We start from the raw sequence: 18,844 nt of genomic DNA on the forward strand, positions 1-18,844 counted from the left end.
TTAAACGATTTAAGGAGGGTACGATGGACTCAACTAGACTAATGAACAATATTAATACTGCTTGTGAATGGCTGGTTAAATTGTTTTATCTGAATCTGCTATGGCTCCTGTTTTCGGTCGCTGGAATCGTAGTAGGAATTTTTCCCGCAACTGTTGCATTGTTTACTGTCTTAAGAAGTCTTCAAACGGGCCAAAATGTAAGGGTTTTCAAGGAATTTCGGATGGTATTTAAGAAGGAATTTAGCAGAGCTAATCGATTGGGACTTGTCTTGACGGTGATTCCAATTATCTTCTACACCGATTGGCTTTTTATTAAACAGTATACAGGAACTTTAGCGATGACCGCTAAAGGAATTCTATTAGGTACCTTCTTTTTGTATGGGATCACCTTAATGTACGTGTTCCCAATCTATCTGAAGGTTGAAAAGAAGGTTTTTTCTACTATTAAAATAGCTTTTCTAATTGGAATCAGCTATCCGTTTCATACATTGATGATGTTTATTTCGATCACCTCTTTACTATTTTTATTTGCTTTCCTTCCAATGTCAGGTTATCTCTTTTCAGCAAGTGGCCTGGCATTCATTCTATCCTTTTTCTCCTTGCGCTTATTCAAAAAAATGGAAACCCAGGCAGGTCAGCTGCCCAAAAACGGAACATTGTCAAAGGGTCATCCATTATTTATTAGAAAAAATAATACTCCTTCGAAAGGGTGAGAGTTTTGAGTGTTGAAGCAAAACCAGTTCTTGAAAAAGCAGGGTATGTTACCGTAAAAAATTCAAGGAAAAGTGCCATTTCAAGAAAGGAAAATTGGATAGGATTTTTGTTTGTGTCCCCTATGTTAATCGGGGTGGGAGTTTTGACGCTTATCCCTATCCTTTCTACGTTTTTTCTAGCCTTTGCTGATTGGAATTTTATTCAAGGAATTAAGTCCGTTAAATGGGTAGGATTGCAAAATTTCCAAGAACTTTTTGCAAATGAAGTGTTTATTAAATCAATATTAAACAATTTACTTTTTCTATTAACAGTTCCAATATGTATGGCTGTCTCCTTGCTCATATCCATTGTCATCGATAAGCATGTCTATATGAAGAGTTACTTTAAAGTAGCCTTTTTTATGCCGTACATTTCAAGCATTGTCGCCATTGCGGTAGTATGGCAGGTTTTATTTAGTCCAACTGAGGGTCCGATTAATCAATTTTTACTTTCCTTAGGGATAGAAAATCCACCTAAGTGGATAGCAGATCCTAATTTCGCACTCATTTCCCTTATGATCATCCAAATTTGGGCATCTATTGGCTTTAATATGATCATATATTTAGCTGGTTTACAATCAATTCCTAGAGAGCTCTATGAGGCAGCCGATATGGATGGAGCAACTCCTTTGGATAAATTTAAACATATCATGCTGCCAGCTTTATCGCCGACCACTTTCTTTTTATTAATTACTGGAATTATTGCGACATTTAAAGTATTTGACTTAATTGCCGTATTAACAAAGGGCGGGCCTATTAATTCTACTTCCATGCTTGTGTGGCACTTGTATGATAGCGCCTTCGTTAATTTGAAGATTGGTTATGCCTCAGCCATTGCTGTTGTATTATTTTTCTTCGTCTTACTGATTACTTTAGTTCAGTGGGCTTTACAGAAGAAATGGGTGAATTATTAAAAATATGGAGGTTAGTTCATGGGGAAAGGGTTTAGCATTAGAAAGCTAGTGTTCACCGTTATCACTTTTGTGGTCAGTATTGCCTTTTTATTACCATTCATTTGGATGTTATCTACTTCTTTTAAGGTTGAAGCAGATGTTTTTAAATTTCCAATTGAGTGGATTCCAACAAGGTCGAATGGTTTGGAAAACTATAAAGAAGTGTGGTTAGGTCAGTACACTTTCGCTCTATATTATTGGAATTCGATTAAGATTACTGTCATGACCACGCTGATCTCGGTAACAGTATCAGCCTTAGCAGCCTATGGTTTTTCGAAAGTAAATTTTCCAGCGGGTAAATTTCTATTCCTCATTGTTTTGACAACCTTTATGGTGCCTCAACAATCGATATTAGTCCCTCAGTTTATTTTATATCGTTATTTAGGATTATTTGACAGCCATACCGGCTTAATCCTATTAGGAAGCTTTAGTGTATTAGGAACATTTATGTTAAGACAGTTCTTTATGGGGATTCATTCAGACTATATAGATGCAGCCAAAGTCGATGGTGCAGGTCATTTTAGAATTTTTTGGACGATTGCCATGCCCATCGTCCGTCCAGCGATTGCAACCTATGCAATCTTGCGTTTTATCTGGACTTGGAATGATTACCAAAATCCCTTAATTTTCTTACGTACAGATGAATTGTACACAATACAATTAGCGATGCAAAAATTCACATCCTTAAATGGTGAATTTTATTCCTTAATTATGGCGGCAGCTGTATCAGCGATTCTCCCACTCATTATCGTCTTTATCATTGGCCAGAAACAGGTAATTGAAGGAATTGCCCTAGGAGGGGTTAAGGGTTAATCTTTTGGGACAATTAGTTTAGTTGCTGGGTCAAGTATAGCTTAAGGAGGTGTAAAAAATTTGTTTATCCCTGCAAAGTAAGCGCCTTTACTTTTTTAACACTCCAACCAAAACGGAAAAAAATGAGGTGAGAAGCGTGAACCACTATGTTAATAAGAAAATAATGTTTACCGAACCCTTTCAACTTGAGTTTGAATCTAACTCGCTAGGAAGTGATATTTTAGAAGAGAAGCAAGTGTTAGTTCGTACCATTAATAGTTTAATAAGCCCAGGAACCGAGTTAGCTTTGTATACTGGTACACATGTTGGGATTAAAGATCCTCATAATCATTTTGCGAAATATCCTTTTTATCCTGGATATTCGGTAGTAGGAGAAATCGTAGAAGTTGGGAGCAAGGTAGAGAACTACCAAATAGGCGATATTGTTTACACTATAGGTACTCATGCTGCCTACAATATCGTGTCTGTTGGAAATGGGCCTTGGCCAGTTATTAAGCTTGATGATAAGGAGCTAGGGGCCAAGGCAGTCTTTTCTAGGTTAGCTGCAATTTGTATGACCTCCGTAGTCCAAAGCCATGTACAAATAGGAGATATTGTTGTTGTATTAGGTATGGGCATGATTGGGAATTTAGCGGCACAGCTATTGTCTCTTCAAGGAGCGGAAGTAATTGCTGTTGATGTTGTTGAACAGCGTCTTAAAATTGCTCAAGAGACAGGTATCCAAAAAACGATTTTATCGGGAGATTCCATAGATTTAAGTGAAAAATTAGAGGAATTAACCGGTCAGAAACATGCTGATATTGTAATAGAAGCCTCGGGTTCTCCAAAACTGATAATTCCAGCACTAGAATTGGTAAAGCCTTTAGGTCAGGTAATTGCCCTCGGTTCAACCAGAGGAAATGTGGATTTAAATGTCTATCAGTATATTCATAGCAAAGGTGTAAACTTTACAGGTGCCCATGAAAGATTACAAGACCAAAATGGTTTCCCTTCCCGATCGAAACTAAGCAGCTATGTATTAAAATTAATCCAATTAGGAGCACTTAAAATTGAGCCGCTTATTACCCATAAGCTTCCAAACGACCTAGCCAAACATGGCTATGAGATGTTACAAAACCAACAGGACGAGGCGCTTGGTGTTTTACTGGATTGGAGCAGTTAAGCAATCTCTTATAAAAATTAATAGAAAGATTAAACCATAAAAAAATGGGGGCGATGAGCACATGAAAAAGATCTTTACCTTATTTTTAACGCTTATGTTGTTAATTGGAATTTTGGCTGCTTGTAGTGAACAACAGTCATCTAGCTCCACTAAAAAAGACAATGAACCTGTCACGATTAAATTGCACACATATGGGACAGAAGATGCCTATAAGTGGAAAAAAACAATTAGCGCTTTTGAAAAGAAAAATCCAGATATTCATGTAGAAATAGTTCAATTAAGTGAAAAGCAGGATTCACAGGAAGCACTGAAAAAGATTGATTTAGCTGCAGCATCTGGTGAAGATATGGATATTATTATGTTTCCATTCATAGAAGCGCTGGCTCAACGCGTTAATTTAGGAATGCTAGAAGAACTGGATAAATATATTAAAGCAGACAATATAAACATGGAAAAGGAATACAAATTAGACCTAAAAGTTGGCAACCACTATTATGCATTGCCAGGAAAATTTAATTTAATGTATGTTTTATTAAATAAAGATCGTTTAGATGCTGCAGGACTAGCGGTACCTAAAGAGTGGACATGGGATGATTTTCAGGAGTACGCAAAAAAACTGACAGGTAAAGGATATTATGGTACTTATTTTCACGGACCATTTCAATTCGCTTGGCAGCAATATATGAGCTTAAGGTTAATAACGCAAGAATCAAATGCTGGTTTCTTGAAAGTGGATGGTTCGTCAAATATAGATGATCCATTATACAAAAAATCATTAGAATTACGAGTGAAAATGGAAAAAGAAGATAAGTCAGCTGTACCATATTCCACAATGATTTCTCAAAAATTGAATTACCGAGACCAATTCTTTACACAAGCATCAAGTATGATTGTAACTGGAAGCTGGTTGTTATCGGAACTGGGTGGGTCTGATCGCTTCCCAGTCAACTTCAATATCGCTGTTGCACCAATGCCAAAAAATAATCTCTCTGATGAATATTCATACAATCCAACAGGCGCGGACCTTTTAGGTATCTATGCAAATTCCAAACATAAAAAAGCGGCCTATAAGTTTATTAAATGGTATTCAACAGAGGGACAAATTGAGCAAGCAGCCTTCCTCCCTTCTTGGTCAAAACCAACAGATAAAGATATTGAGAGTCTAATAGATCAAATCTACGCTGATTCAAAAAACCCAGAGAAACTAGACAAAGAGTCATTATTGCATACGATTAAGGTTAGCAAATCTGCTAAAACCGCTCAACCAGTACCCTACATTAATGAAATTAATGCTGCACTCGCGGTAGAATTTGAAAAATTGATTTTGGACAAACAAGACATAGATACAACTGTAGCAAATTCCAAAAAAGTGGTGCAGGATATCATTAATAAAAACAAATAAATTTATATAAATATGGGTCGGCATAGCTAAATAAAAAATGCTATGCCGTTTTTCCTTATAATGAATGGTCCACTAATCCTTAATCATTAGATTATAGTTGAGTTCTATTAAAATGGTGTTACAATGACTTTAGGTAACGAAAACTGAAAATTTAGACTTTTTATTTTAATATCGTTGAGCATAGAATATGGACAGAGGCGATGAAGTACTTTGCCCAGATTTTTTCCACTACGAGATGAGGTGTGGTGAGGTATGAAAACACGAATAACACAACTAGCCACTTCCCTATCCTTTCGGGATAAAGTACTGATCATTGCAATCATGTGCTTAATCCTTCCCTCAATTAGTACATTCATTGCCTATAATTATCTAACCAAAGATGCCGTGAAGGAACAAGCTGTAATCAGCGCGAAGAATGAATTGCAGCTAGCAGACGAATATTTAAAAAGTGTATTAGAAGATATGTTATACACACTTAACTTTATTCAAATCGACACTGAGTTAAATGCCATCCTAAAATATTCAAATAATCAAATTGAGACATTGGATAGCGGAACTCAATATGAAGAGTTCGTAAATGATCAGAAGGTCCAACAAAAGTTGGATACGATTACATTAATTGGTCAGAAATCCTATGTTACCATTCTGCTTAATAACGGAAAATTTTACACGAACTACTCAATTCGTGAATTTAATCCCCTCAATCTAAAAAAAGAAGCATGGTTTCAAACAATTAGTAAGCTAAAGGGCTATAGCTCGATTTGGATTGCTCCTCGGCCGGCAATGATTGCTTCTGAAATTAAAAATAACTCCTTTCAATTATCTGTAGCAAGACCATTGCGGGACAGTAATTCTGGGATATATGGCTACGCCATCGTGACGATTATGGAAGATAGAATCATAGATATATTAAGTAGTGATAACACCGATCATGGCATGGTATTACTAAATGAACAAGCTAAATTAATTGCTAAAAATAATCATTTAGATGGGGTTTTATCAGAGGAAGTTAATCAAAGAATCATGGGCTATACAAACGATGTGATTAAAATAAAAGGAGAAAAGTATTTCATTAGTACTCGTAAACTATCAATTACAGGATGGAAATTAATCTCCTTGAATCCTTATGAAAATGCTATATCAAGAATTAATTCCATTTTTAATCAAGTATTTACAGTGCAATTGGCCGCTTTTCTAGTATTTTTATTTATATTAGTCTTTCTTTTAAGGAAAATATTAAACCGTTTGGTGGATTTAAGAAATTTAGCTAAAAAGGTAAAAAAGGGTGATTTAACAGTCCGTTCAAATGTTAAAGGGAACGATGAAATCGCCGTCCTTTCAAGGTCGTTTAATTTAATGCTTGATAAAGTGAATGAAGTGATCGAGGAGAATACGTTTACTCAAACCCGAAAACGGCAAGCAGAGTTAGAAATGTTACAAGCACAAATCAATCCTCACTTTTTGTTTAATGTTTTAAACTCAATTAGAATGAAAGTTCTGTTGAAACGTGATCATGATAGTGCAGAAATGATCAGCTCTCTGTCCAAGCTACTAAGAATTACGATTGATAAAAATAAAGGAATGATCCCTGTTCAAGAGGAAATCGAAATAAATAAAGATTTTGTTCGCTTAATGAATATGCGGCAAAGACACAAGGTTGAATTGAAGGTAGAGGTGCCTTCTGAAATCCTTCCGATTAAAATTCCTCGATTGGTTTTACAACCCATCATCGAAAATGCACTTATTCATGGGTTTAGCGATCATGAGGGTACCATTTTGATAACAGCAAGATATCTTGGTGATAGATTCACGATTGAAATTGAAGATAATGGGATGGGAATGCTCGAGGAGCAGCTTAAAAAAATTAGGGAATCCTTAAATAAAACAGGCTCAGAGTCAATGGATGAGAATGAACAAAGAAAAGGGTTTTCAAGTATTGGTTTATCAAATGTATATGAAAGAATGAAATTAACTTTTGGAGAAGACTTTATGATGCAGTTACATAGTGAATGGGCTAAGGGAACTAAGGTATCTATGTATATCCCTATTCAAAAGGAGGTATAGCATGTATAAAGTGATGTTAGTAGATGACGACTATCCGGTTCTAGAGTTTCTATCCGAAATGATTGACTGGGATGTACTTGGGCTGCAATTACAAAGCATCCATAGTAATGGGATAAGCGCATTCATAGAATCCAAGAATAATATGCCTGATATCTTAATAACTGACATAGGCATGCCTAAATTAAACGGCATTGAACTCACTAAAAAATTAAAGGAAATCAATCCCTCTTTATTGGTTACGATTCTTTCTTGCCATAATGAATTTGAATTTGCCCAACAGGCGCTGAAATTACAGGTTCAGGAATATATTTTAAAAGATAGGTTGAATGTGGATGATATTGTCCAATTACTCCGCCAGTTTGTCCAAACACTTGAATTAGAGAAGAACAAAAAGGATAATCAATTACGCCTATTCCACACAATTGAACAAAATAAAGGATTGATGTTAGAAAGGTTTATCAACAAAACCATTCACCAGCCCATCCATAGTGAGAAAGTATGGCAGGAAGAAGCCGAGTTACTAGGCTTGCTTCCAAACCAAAGCTATATGGTGATCCTCTGTTTAATTGATCATTATCAAACAATCCTTCAATCGCTTCGATCAACCGATTTAATCCATTTTCTTGTCCATAATGTGATAACAGAAGTGATAACGAATGAGAAAGTTAGTGCCGTTCATGGCCAATTTCATCATACTGAATCCTTCTTTTTTGTTCCCATCAACCAGGAAAGTGAAAAGGATATTCGAAAGATAAATGGCTTCATTGAAAAGCTGCAATTCACTTTTGATAAAATTTTTGGAATTTCACTGTCAATTATTAGAGGTAATCCTGCTTCCCAGCCTCTAGATATAAAAGAACAAATGATGAAGCTCATTGATTCTAAGGATTCTCGCCTCTGCGCAAACAACGAAATTGCCAATGCCTGCAAGTATATTTCAGCTAATATCCACCGAAAAATAACCTTGGAGGAAGTTGCGAGTATGCTTCATCTAAATTCTAGTTATTTTAGTCGTTTGTTTAAAAAAGTAATCGGTGAAACTTTCGTTAAGTATGTGGTAAATATGAAAATGAATCGTGCAAAAGAATTGTTAGATCAAACCAATTATTCGATTCTTAAAATTAGTGAACAATTAGGCTATGAAAATCAAAGTTACTTTAATAAAACCTTTAAGGCATCCGTGGGCATTTCTCCGTTTGGATATCGAAATCGATCCAACAAAAGAGAAATGAATTTATGATGCCGCGGCTTGCTCAAGATAAAAGGGTCAGTTACCCACTATTTTAACGCAGCGGGATACTGACCCTATTGAAAGGATAACGACAAATTTTTGAGAGTGCCAGGCACTATCTATTAAGAGATTTGACTAACAATTTGGCTCAAACCCTCGTTGATCGGAGTAGCCGGACGACCAAGAAGTTTTTCAAAATCATTGCTCTCAAAATCTAATGAGCCTTCTCGAATGCTTCTTTGGATGTCAACAAGTAAAGGAATAAGGAAATCTGGTACGCCTGCCCCCTTCATAATATCGGCATATGCTGCGTCATCAACCTGTTGCACGGGTACTTCTTTACCTAGTACCGTTCCAAGAGCAGATGTTAATTCTTCCTGAGTCAATGACTTACCAGAAAGCTCGTAGATGGTATTTTCGTGCCCGGAACCAGCTAGAACTGCAGCTGCCGCTTCTGCATAATCATGTTGCAGGGCCCAGCCTACTTTGCCGTTTCCTGCTGATGTTACCCAAGGAGCTCCTGCAAGGACACCTTGAATGCTTGGAATTTCATTTTCCAAGTACCAGTTATTACGTAAAAAGGAGTAAGGAATCCCTGTCTTTATGATAGCTTTTTCTGTTGCCTGATGCGTTGGAGCGAATAAGTTATTACTTTCCTGTGCATTCGCTAAACTGGTATAGGCAATGAATTTAACTCCAGCGCGCTCTGCCGCAGCTACTGCATTGGCATGCTGACGGATTCTTGTGTCATTGTCTCCATCCGCAGATACAATTAATAAGCGATCAATACCAGCAAAAGCAGAATCCAATGTTTCTGGTTGGTCAAAATCTCCTTGGCGAACGTCTACACCACGAGTGCGTAATCCTTCCGCTTTCTCTGGTTTACGAACACTGACAGCCAGTTGACTAGCTGGTACAGTCTTCAATAATGTCTCTACCACTTTGGTGCCAAATTTTCCTGTTGCTCCTGTTACTAACATTTTCATTGTATAATTCCTCCAAGATTTGTTTTTTTAAATCTATTTGATACAATTGTTCAAAGGTTAACTGTAACTAATTTAATTACCTGTAATCATAATAGTTACATATGAGGTTTTTGTCAATCATTTTAATTAACAATTTTTATGATAGTATACCCAAGCTTTAGAGTATAATAAGGTTGTAATCATTATAATTACATTTCAGTGAATATATAATATAAAATGCAAGGACGGTGAATAAATGATGTCTATCAGCAGTCGATTTGCTGTAGGAATTCATATATTATCTCTAATTGAGTTTAATAAGGACGGGGTAAGCTCATCCGAGTATTTAGCAGAAAGTGTAAACACCAATCCTGCCCTAATAAGAAAAATTGTCGGAATGCTAAAAAAAGCTGGGTTAGTGGAAGTACATCCCGGTATTGCGGGAACAAAACTTGCTCGGCAATTATCTGATATTACATTACTAGATGTATATAAGGCAGTTAATGTCGTACAGGAACATGAATTATTTAGTGTTCACGAAAATTCAAATATAAAATGTGTGGTAGGCAGGAATATTCAAGATACGATTATCCCGATATTATCAACTGCTCAATCAGCGCTGGAAAAAGTGCTAGAACATGTAACGATTGAAGATATTGTGAAGGATATTACTGAAAAAGAGAATTTGAATAAAAGACATTCTTGATAACAGAATGTCTTTTTACGTTTTTAGTGAAACACAATCTGTAAGGTGTACAATGAATTCTGCAAGAAAGAAGGACAATATATGTTATTTTATATTATTGCAATCTTTGTAATTATCACTGACCAGCTTACCAAATATCTAATTCGTACCTCCATTGACATCCACGAAACATTTACATTGTGGGGAATATCTCTCACACATATCGAAAATAGCGGGATGGCCGGGAGCTTATTTCAAGGTTATGCGCACCTCTTCGGAGTTGCGGCTGTATTGTTTGTGATAGGTGTTTTATATATTCGCAGAACTGGAGAAATGAAAGGGGCTCTTGTCGATTGTAGTTTTGGATTTCTTGTCGGAGGTGCAATTGGAAATGGCATTGATCGGCTTTTATACGGGCAGGTGACAGATTTTATCATTCGCTCCCGTGGAGTTCTAAACTTGGCCGACCATGCTATTGAGATAGGCGTGCTTCTGCTTATTATTTTTGGAGTCATTAGCTTGATTAACAAAAGGGCGGAGAGCGAAGGACACTAGCCGCTAGGGCGCTGGAGCTGGACAATTCTCGAAGCCAGAACTTATAAATTCTGATATTAAAATAAAGAAAGGCAGATCATCCGCCTTTCTTCACTTTTTCTGCAACTCAATCCATTTCTTAACCATTCGCTTCGGCGCCGCACGTAAATAGGCTTCTTGAATGAGATCGGTCAATTCATCCCAATTTTCTCCAGCCGGATTTTGAGTAGAGACCCAGCCGTGATGTCCTATGTATGGGGTTTTATAAAAATGCTCTTTTTGCAGCAATAACGCTTGAGTTTCCCGGTCTGACTTGAAAGACAAGTTGAATCCCTGCTCACTTTCACCTGATATCACAAAGGATTTCCCGTTGATTTTAAAGGTATTGTGACCGAAACCATCGATAAGTTCAAAAGCTTCAGGCATAGCAAGACAGATTTTGCGCAGATTTTCAAGCATGCCTGCCGTGTCTTGTGACTTCATAATTTATTCACCTAATTATACTTCTATTTTGCATTCGCATCGGGTTGATGAATTCCGAATGTATTGCCCTCAGTATCAATAAAGTATCCTTGCCACGCCATTCCAGGCAGGGCATATTTGGCCAATGCGACCTTGCCGCCATTCTCAATAATTTTCGCTTCCGTTACATCGTAATTTTCAACTCCCATTGTACAAGCATATCCATTTAATGCTTGATTGGGTTCCGGCGCAGCACCCTGACGCTGCATCAATGCACCATTGATCCCTTGCTCATTTTCATCGCCCGTTACGGCTCCAAAGTAAGGCATTCCTGCATACTCACTCCAATCTTGAAATGACCATCCGAATACCTCACCATAAAACTTCTTTGCCCGTTCCATGTCACTGACATGAATTTCGAAATGAACTAATCTTCCCATGATTTCCTCCTATTTTTCAGAAACTTACCCATTTCCTGCTCGTTTACCAGTACCTATTTTTTATTATAACGTTAATGGAAATAAATTCAATTTCTATTAATACGGCCTTTTTTCTTAACATTATCATTCACAAAGTTTTCGATAAACTCCAGCTGATCTTGATTTGGAGCTGCTTGTTTCATTTCCCTAAATCTATCAACAGCGTTGTGAAGAGAATCCTCTTCACCAACAATTTCTCCAATCATAGATATCTCATTAAAAACATGCCACATTTCATCGTACTTTTTCGGAGCCTGATGACCTGTCACATACCACTCTGCATCGTATTTTTTAATTTTATTTAATAATTTTTCAAACTCGTCTTTGTCATAGCTCCAATCGCCACTATAAAAATCTTGATATACGCAATCTCCTAAAAATAGCACCTTCTCTTCTGGAACATAAATAATCGATGAATCCTGTGCATGCACCCCGCCAACATGTTCCACTATACAAGTGACGCCGCCTAAATCAATTTCAATCTGATGGTCGAATGTTATATCTGGCACTTTTAGCTCCAAGTAATCTCTTGTAGGCATTTCACGTTTTATCATCTCACTACAAAATTCGATTTCTTCACCGTTCTCAACGCGATTGTCTAATGAAGCATCATCCCATTTTAGCGTTTTCATATAGGCGATTTTTTGTTTTGTTTCCTCATGGCTGATGGTTAATAACCCCATTGTTTGAATACCAAAAATATGATCCCAATGCCAATGTGTGATGACAACACCCACGATGGATGGAACATCCATCCTTTCAACTAAACGGAGAAAATCGCTCGCATGTGCAGGTGAATTCCCAGCATCCACCACTAAGCTAAATCGGTCGCCGCAAACTAACCCTAACGCAGGACGATCTGTTTCTGAATAATGTGGCATATAGTACACGTGTGGTGTTAATTTTTCTAGCATATATTACTTTCTCCCTTCTTAAACCGAAACTATTTTTTAACTTTAAAAAAAGGCAAACCTCATAAGTTTTTTCTACTTTAAGGTTCGCCTTTTATAATAACCAAAATTTATTATCTATAGTACCTTACTCAGGAAAGCCTTGGTTCTCACATGTTGAGGGTTACTGAATAACTCATTAGGCAGATTTTCTTCTACAATATACCCTCCATCCATGAAAATAACACGATCCCCCACTTCACGAGCAAAGCCCATTTCATGGGTAACAACTACCATGGTCATGCCTTCTTTAGCGAGTTGCTTCATGACCTCTAAAACATCCCCGACCATTTCTGGGTCAAGTGCAGAAGTCGGTTCGTCAAAGAGCATGATTTTTGGTTTCATTGCCAGGGCCCTTGCGATAGCAACCCGCTGTTTTTGCCCGCCAGATAGTTCTCCCGGATAGCTGTTTGCTTTTTCTTTAAGTCCAACCTTATCAAGTAACTCATGAGCAATTTTTTCAGCCTTTGCTTTATCCATAGAAAGAATTTTAATAGGTCCTAAAGTGATATTTTCTAAAACGGTTTTATGAGGGAACAGATTAAATTGTTGAAATACCATTCCTACTTCTTGTCTAACTTTATTTATATTAATTTTTGGGTCCGTTATATTATGCCCGTTTATCACTACCTCACCACCTGAAATGTCCTCCAGGCGATTTAGGCACCGAAGGAATGTACTCTTTCCTGATCCCGAAGGGCCTATTACACAAATTACTTCTTTTTCTTTGACTTCAGCATTAATATCTTTTAAAACCTCTAGGTTTCCAAATGATTTTCGTAAGTTTTTTACAGTTATAATGCTCATCGTAGCTGAATCCTCCTTTCTACGAAATTAGCAAGTATGGTTAATAAATAAATGATGATAAAGTAAATAACACCTACAGCCAGCCAAATTTTAAACGCTTCAAAAGTCGCTGAGGCCTGAATTTGGCCCTGCTGTGTTAAATCTGCTATACCGATAACAGATAAAAGAGACGTATCTTTTAAGCTAATGATCGATTGATTCGTAATCGTAGGCAGCATTCTTCTAAAAGCTTGAGGGAGAACCACGTAGCGCATGGTTTGTGCTCCAGTAAAACCAATCGATCTAGCTGCCTCTGTTTGTCCTTTGTCAATTGATTGAATGCCTGCTCTGATAATTTCTGCAAAATATGCCCCTGCATTGATAGCTACAGTGATAATACCTGCTGTTGTACTGTTTAAAGAAACCAAATTTAACGAATTTATTCCAAAATAAATAAAAAACAACTGTACAATAAAGGGAGTTCCTCGAATCGCATCAACATACACCTTTGCAATCCAATTCAAGATTTTAATAGGTGCAAGCCGTAACATGGCGATCACTAAACCAATAAAAAAACCAAGAATAATGGCAATAACAAATATATAAAGCGTAACTTGAAGTCCTTTTAATAATATCGGTAAAGCGGCAATAATAATATCCACGTTTTCATCCCCTTTCAAAAAGAAAGCGCGCTTAATGCGCGCCCTTTAAGCTTTCTTTATTCACCTAGATAAGTTTTTACAATTTTATCATATGTTCCATCTTTTTTGAGTTCAGCAAGACCTTTATTAATTTTTTCTAATAAATCCTTATTTTTCCCTTTCAAAACAGCAATTCCATATTGGTCGCCATTTAAGCGATCACCCACAATTTTCAAACCAAGGTCCTTTTGGGCAATAGCGTAAGAGATAACAGGGTAGTCTTCAATAAGTGCATCTGCATTTCCATTAGAAACTTCTTGGAACATGGCTGGACTATCGTTAAATTGAACGACATTAATTCCTAGTTTCGCTGCATTATCTTGTGCATATTTTGCACCCGTTGTTCCTTTTTTAACCGCAACAGTTTTCCCTTTAAGGTCTTCAGCTGATTTAATGGTTGTATTATCTTCTTTTACAACAACTGTTAATCCTGCATCAAAATACGGAGTAGAGAAATCTACTACCTTTTTTCTATCATCTGTAATGCTCATTCCAGCAATAGCTACATCAAGCTGATTGGCTTGCATGGCTGGAATAATTCCACCAAAATCCATTGGATTAAGTTCAATTTTAAAGCCCTGATTTTTCGCAATGGCATTGATCAAGTCAATATCGATACCCTTATTCTCATTTCCCACTTTATATTCAAATGGAGGGTAAGTGGTATCCACGCCAACTTTATATACCTTTTCACTATTTGCTTTCTCTCCTGTTGTATCCTTGCCTCCGCAAGCTGCGATAAAGACAGTAAGAATTAAAAACAAACTAAATAAACCAAATTTCCTCATTCCAAGCACCCCTATTTTTTGATTATTTTTAATAGAATAAAAGAATACTATGTTAATATAGCACAGGTCATAAACATTAGAAAAGTATTAATTTTTGGAATATAAATATAACTCTAATTAATTAAGAAACATTTCCATTCAATGGGTGGAAATGTTTCTTAATTTAACTATATTTTATATAATATTTTTACTTATATGTATAGCTATTTTTACACTTAATTTCTTAAAAGGTTAATGCTGCGGCTCCCGACTTTACTTAAAAAGCTGGCTCTATAAGGTCTGGACGGACCAATTTAGAGCCAGCTTTATTATTTTCCCAACTATAGTACTAGATAGATTCCGATCATGTTCTTTTCATAGTTCCAAAATAACTTATGATGCAAGATAATCTTCTTTCGATATATCCTCAGCATTACACATGCTATAATATTTTCCTTTTGTTAACACAGCAAAAACAACAGTGAGGAGGGAAGCTAGAATCGCCGCGAAAAAGGCTGCCGTACTTTGTAAGAACATTCCCATATAACCTAATGCAGCCACCGTACCTAAAACACTTGCAATAACTAACGGAATGACTCCAACAGGATTCCATTTATACAAATTCTCCTGTCTGGCCTCATAATAACCAGGACCAATCTTCAAGGTCTTTTTCACTACTAACGAATCAGTAACCAAAATAGCTGCCCACGTCAAAAGAAAAACCCCTTGGAATGTCATGGCAGTATCTAAATGATCCAGGATGCCGCCCAACATCAAGGCCATGGATATTACTCCTGCGACAACAATCCAAAAATGTCTGCCTGGTTTAAATTTAAAGACATTCTCAAAAAAGTTAGAGAGTGACAGTGAAGCACTATAGATATTGGTAATATTAATTCTAATTTGAGTCAATAAAGTAAATAGAACTCCACCTAAACCAAGGAGTGATACAATGTAAACACCTGGATTGGACTCTCCTAAACGAACACCAAACCATATTCCAAGACCGCCCATCACTCCAAAACAGAAAATTTGCGGGACAAATCCAATCATAAATGAGCCTATTTTAATATCCTTTGGTTTAAGGAACCGTGCATAGTCTGAGCCAAGAAGAGCGGTTAACCCCATTATACCGTGCTGCATCCCGATGCAAAGAAGCAGAGCTGTTCCTCCTGTTTGAACACCTTCTGGCAAATAGGTCCAAAAGTTCCCGTCGTAAAGCGAGGTTTTATTGAAGGCTACTATGATGGTTGTTATTAAAAACACTCCGAATATTGGCAGTGACCATTTCTGTAATTTATCCAACTGTTTGATCCCAAACCAATTTAAAGGTATAACAACTGAACCAAAGATAATGATTAACAGCCATACTGGGATGAAAGGAAAAAATGCATGTATGGCAGCAACTAATATCATGCCTTCAAATGCGCAATACATGATAAAGTTGGATGCGTAAATGAAAGAGGTTAGTGAGGCACCTATATATCCAAATCCGCCTCTGGATAATAAATTAACATTCATTCCAGATTTAGCTGATAAATAAGCAATAATAGTTCCGAGTATTCCAGCGACAACGATGGCGTAAATGGCTGATATGATTGCGTTAACCGCCCCAAATTGAAGAGCCATTACACTTCCCATTTGAAAGTAAAAAATAGCTGTTGCGATTCCAAAGGTAATGTTTGTAACACTAAACCAGCCCATATTCCTTTTTTCAATTGGTACACTATCGTACGAATAATCATCTTTTATCTCTTCTTTTACTTTGGAATTTGTTGTTTGGACATTCCCCATTTTACCATTCCTTTCTTTGTGTATGCTTTCACATATTTTTCTCCCTAATTACTATGAAAATAAGAAAAATTCTTATTTTCATTATGCTTCGCAACGAAAGTTAACGATTCTATAACTCAAATAAACGCTAAATGTCGATATGAATTGGAATCAACTGGTTTGTGTTAAGGCCAAACCTGAAAATAGGATTTTTTTATGATTCATCATTCCTGTGGATAAATCATTCGATCGTTTCAATCAGATCTTAGTAGTTTTTTCAGAAGGATTAAATCGCCGATTAGGCAGCTACGTGTAAAGTGGAGGATATTTTCAAGCAAAAAAATAAAACTGCCATGATTAAAAGGAAATACATGCAACTTTCCTTTCATACAATAAAAAAATGAGTACGATGTGGGGCATTTAGTGCCCGCCGAACTCATTCCCAACTCAACATTTAGTGTTTTTCGAAGCGTTCCATGTAGTTTTTTCTAAAAATTCATTGCTTTTGGGAAGAGGTTAAATATCCTTTTTATTCAAAAAAAAAAAAACGCTAGCTGAATAAGAAAAATAAATAACATATTAAAACTACCTTTTTAATATGTTATTAGTTTAACACAAGCAGTTTACATAATCAAGTTTTGTAAAAATGAGTAAGAAATAATGGAGGATGTACTGTTATTTCTTTTCCTATACATCAAAGGCTCAGTCCTAATAAGACTGAGCCAAATTTTTAATAACAAAACACTACCCAGCCTCTCCTAGCTAAGCAAGCTTCCTTTTAACCAGGCGCGGGGACGGTACGGACCCACCGGGATTTGGATTAAGCTGGTTTTTCCTTTTGAATCGATCCTGTAAAGTTCATCACATTGGTTCGCATCAAATCCCAGCAGTGGATGCCCCCCCATCCCTAAGGCACACGACACCAAGAGCAGCCGTTGAACAAGAATTCCCGCTTCCATTTGTTGAATACGATATCCTCTATACCCCAATTCTCCTTTGAGGTGATCCTTGTCTCCAACGACATGCAAACAGAGAGGAACTTGATACAGATTTACATTGGGCATGGTCAATCCAAATTGTAAAAACTCCCGGTAATCCCCCCGGGTTATTTTCCGAAGTGAATGAGTGGTATTGTCATAAAAGTAGGCACCATTTGGAACTCCTTCCACGTTGTATAAACTGCCAAACAAAGAAACACGACTTTCTACATTCCTATGTGTGCCATCAAGATCATTCTGATACGAAAAGGAAAATGTCTCTTTTAACAAGGTTGATAGCTGTATTTGACTCACTTTACCTAACATAAAATCGATATCCGGAGAATGCCGCTCCCTGCAAACGGAGGCGAAATCGTACGAAAAGCGCTCAGCAAAGGGCAGCAAAATCATCTCCGCATCTATGGATCGTTTCACATTATTATTTTTCTTTATCTTCACAAATGATTGTGTTGTTTCAAACATTGATGCTTCATTAATTTTTCTCAGCATCGGATAATCAATAACCTTCTTTGAACGGTTATAGGAAACATGCTCCAACAGCGGCACTTCCCGGCACAATTCATCAGCAGAAACAATTTCCTCTTTACTATGATTGTTGTCAACACTATTGATAGTTTGATTAATAGAGAAAGGGATAACGGCATATACATTTTCCTCTTGGTCGGAGAGCCCAAGCAAATGATTAATAGACCTATCAAGAAATTGGTAGCATACCCGAGATGAAAACCCCATTGTATTGGCCGCTTCTAAAGATTGCCCAATTATCACACCTGCATCTAACCCTTGGAGCCTGTAGGAAAAATTATTGTATTTATAAAAATTTTTCCAAAAAAGCGTCGAGACAAAAACAGTACAGAAACAGTCAGAAAGATCACAGCTATTCCCAAGACTTCTTGATAAGTAGGAATCGTAATTTCCTTCTCGCAGCAAAAGGAGGCGGTGATGGGCCACATCATAATGGTAAATTCCCATTGGTGCGTCCTTCAGCTTTACATACACATATAATTCATTGGGATATAACGCCCCTCCAGAGGGGACAAATCTGCGTAATAACTGGGCATAGCTCACAGCCGCTTTTTCTTCCTTGGTGTCTTCGATTAAAGCGGACTGAGAGTATTGAGTAAGGCCGTATACATACCATAAAAAATGCCCCAGCTCCTCAAGACTAGGTTCTGCCTTAGCTTCCCGTCTGCCCAGTGTTAACGGTACATCTGCGCTCAGTAGAATCTCCGGTAAGCCGCGATACAGTTTATAGGGAAGTGGTGCATCCTCCCAATCCACTTGCCAATCCGGCGGAAAGATTTTTTCCGTGTTAAAGTGAAGATGATGTACAAATGTTTCTAACTCCAATCTTACACCTCCTACTC

Annotated in this window: 18 protein-coding genes; 9 read left to right on the forward strand and 9 right to left on the reverse strand. The window is 37.1% G+C overall.

Annotated features, from left to right (window positions below; all coding sequences use genetic code 11):
- Positions 1-23: 23 nt before the first annotated feature.
- From AC3ANL_RS24100 to AC3ANL_RS24130, 7 genes are all read left to right on the forward strand, one after another.
- Positions 24-713: a YesL family protein gene (locus AC3ANL_RS24100; RefSeq protein ID WP_488326842.1), complete on the forward strand. Its 690-nt coding sequence runs from the start codon at positions 24-26 to the stop codon at positions 711-713.
- 5 nt (positions 714-718) lie between these two features.
- On the forward strand, positions 719-1,666 hold the full coding sequence (locus AC3ANL_RS24105; RefSeq protein ID WP_488326843.1) for a carbohydrate ABC transporter permease: 948 nt from the start codon (positions 719-721) through the stop codon (positions 1,664-1,666).
- 18 nt (positions 1,667-1,684) lie between these two features.
- Positions 1,685-2,518, forward strand: coding sequence for a carbohydrate ABC transporter permease (locus AC3ANL_RS24110; protein WP_488326844.1), 834 nt, complete (start codon positions 1,685-1,687; stop codon positions 2,516-2,518).
- A 136-nt stretch (positions 2,519-2,654) separates the two neighbouring features.
- Complete coding sequence (locus AC3ANL_RS24115; protein ID WP_488326845.1) at positions 2,655-3,680, forward strand: zinc-dependent alcohol dehydrogenase; 1,026 nt, start codon at positions 2,655-2,657, stop codon at positions 3,678-3,680.
- Positions 3,681-3,741: 61 nt separating this feature from the next.
- Positions 3,742-5,082 (forward strand): ABC transporter substrate-binding protein, encoded by a 1,341-nt coding sequence (locus tag AC3ANL_RS24120; protein ID WP_488326846.1) that lies wholly within the window; start codon positions 3,742-3,744, stop codon positions 5,080-5,082.
- A gap of 252 nt (positions 5,083-5,334) precedes the next feature.
- On the forward strand, positions 5,335-7,146 hold the full coding sequence (locus AC3ANL_RS24125) for a sensor histidine kinase (protein WP_488326847.1): 1,812 nt from the start codon (positions 5,335-5,337) through the stop codon (positions 7,144-7,146).
- Between the two features lies 1 nt (position 7,147).
- The gene (locus AC3ANL_RS24130; RefSeq protein WP_488326848.1) at positions 7,148-8,386 is read left to right on the forward strand and encodes a response regulator transcription factor; all 1,239 of its coding nucleotides are present in this window, start codon (positions 7,148-7,150) and stop codon (positions 8,384-8,386) included.
- Positions 8,387-8,499: 113 nt separating this feature from the next.
- Here AC3ANL_RS24130 and AC3ANL_RS24135 read toward each other — a convergent pair whose 3' ends face one another.
- Positions 8,500-9,363 (reverse strand): SDR family oxidoreductase, encoded by an 864-nt coding sequence (locus AC3ANL_RS24135; RefSeq protein ID WP_488326849.1) that lies wholly within the window; start codon positions 9,361-9,363, stop codon positions 8,500-8,502.
- A 238-nt stretch (positions 9,364-9,601) separates the two neighbouring features.
- Between AC3ANL_RS24135 and AC3ANL_RS24140 the strand changes: the two genes are divergently transcribed.
- Positions 9,602-10,048 carry an Rrf2 family transcriptional regulator gene (locus tag AC3ANL_RS24140; RefSeq protein ID WP_488329822.1) on the forward strand — a complete coding sequence of 149 codons (447 nt, stop codon included), beginning with the start codon at positions 9,602-9,604 and terminating at the stop codon, positions 10,046-10,048.
- Positions 10,049-10,129: 81 nt separating this feature from the next.
- Positions 10,130-10,582 carry a signal peptidase II gene (lspA, locus tag AC3ANL_RS24145; RefSeq protein ID WP_488326850.1) on the forward strand — a complete coding sequence of 151 codons (453 nt, stop codon included), beginning with the start codon at positions 10,130-10,132 and terminating at the stop codon, positions 10,580-10,582.
- Positions 10,583-10,672: 90 nt separating this feature from the next.
- Here the strand turns inward: lspA and AC3ANL_RS24150 are convergent, their stop codons facing one another.
- From AC3ANL_RS24150 to AC3ANL_RS24185, 8 genes are all read right to left on the reverse strand, one after another.
- A complete protein-coding gene (locus tag AC3ANL_RS24150) occupies positions 10,673-11,044 on the reverse strand; it encodes an MmcQ/YjbR family DNA-binding protein (RefSeq protein WP_488326851.1) in 372 nt (123 codons plus the stop codon).
- Between the two features lie 23 nt (positions 11,045-11,067).
- Positions 11,068-11,463, reverse strand: coding sequence for a VOC family protein (locus AC3ANL_RS24155; protein ID WP_488326852.1), 396 nt, complete (start codon positions 11,461-11,463; stop codon positions 11,068-11,070).
- 86 nt (positions 11,464-11,549) lie between these two features.
- On the reverse strand, positions 11,550-12,416 hold the full coding sequence (locus AC3ANL_RS24160; protein WP_488326853.1) for an MBL fold metallo-hydrolase: 867 nt from the start codon (positions 12,414-12,416) through the stop codon (positions 11,550-11,552).
- Positions 12,417-12,530: 114 nt separating this feature from the next.
- Positions 12,531-13,259, reverse strand: a complete 729-nt coding sequence (locus tag AC3ANL_RS24165) for an amino acid ABC transporter ATP-binding protein (protein ID WP_488326854.1) — start codon at positions 13,257-13,259, stop codon at positions 12,531-12,533.
- Positions 13,256-13,900, reverse strand: coding sequence for an amino acid ABC transporter permease (locus AC3ANL_RS24170; RefSeq protein WP_488326855.1), 645 nt, complete (start codon positions 13,898-13,900; stop codon positions 13,256-13,258). The genes AC3ANL_RS24165 and AC3ANL_RS24170 overlap by 4 nt, the downstream gene beginning before the upstream one ends.
- Positions 13,901-13,956: 56 nt before the next feature.
- Positions 13,957-14,727: a transporter substrate-binding domain-containing protein gene (locus AC3ANL_RS24175; protein WP_488326856.1), complete on the reverse strand. Its 771-nt coding sequence runs from the start codon at positions 14,725-14,727 to the stop codon at positions 13,957-13,959.
- 372 nt (positions 14,728-15,099) lie between these two features.
- Entirely contained in the window at positions 15,100-16,500 is a 1,401-nt protein-coding gene (locus AC3ANL_RS24180) for a purine-cytosine permease family protein (RefSeq protein WP_488326857.1), read from the reverse strand.
- A gap of 737 nt (positions 16,501-17,237) precedes the next feature.
- Positions 17,238-18,827 carry a SagB family peptide dehydrogenase gene (locus AC3ANL_RS24185; protein ID WP_488326858.1) on the reverse strand — a complete coding sequence of 530 codons (1,590 nt, stop codon included), beginning with the start codon at positions 18,825-18,827 and terminating at the stop codon, positions 17,238-17,240.
- Positions 18,828-18,844 lie beyond the last annotated feature (17 nt).

It is taken from the genome of Neobacillus sp. DHD-1R, from assembly GCF_057747995.1.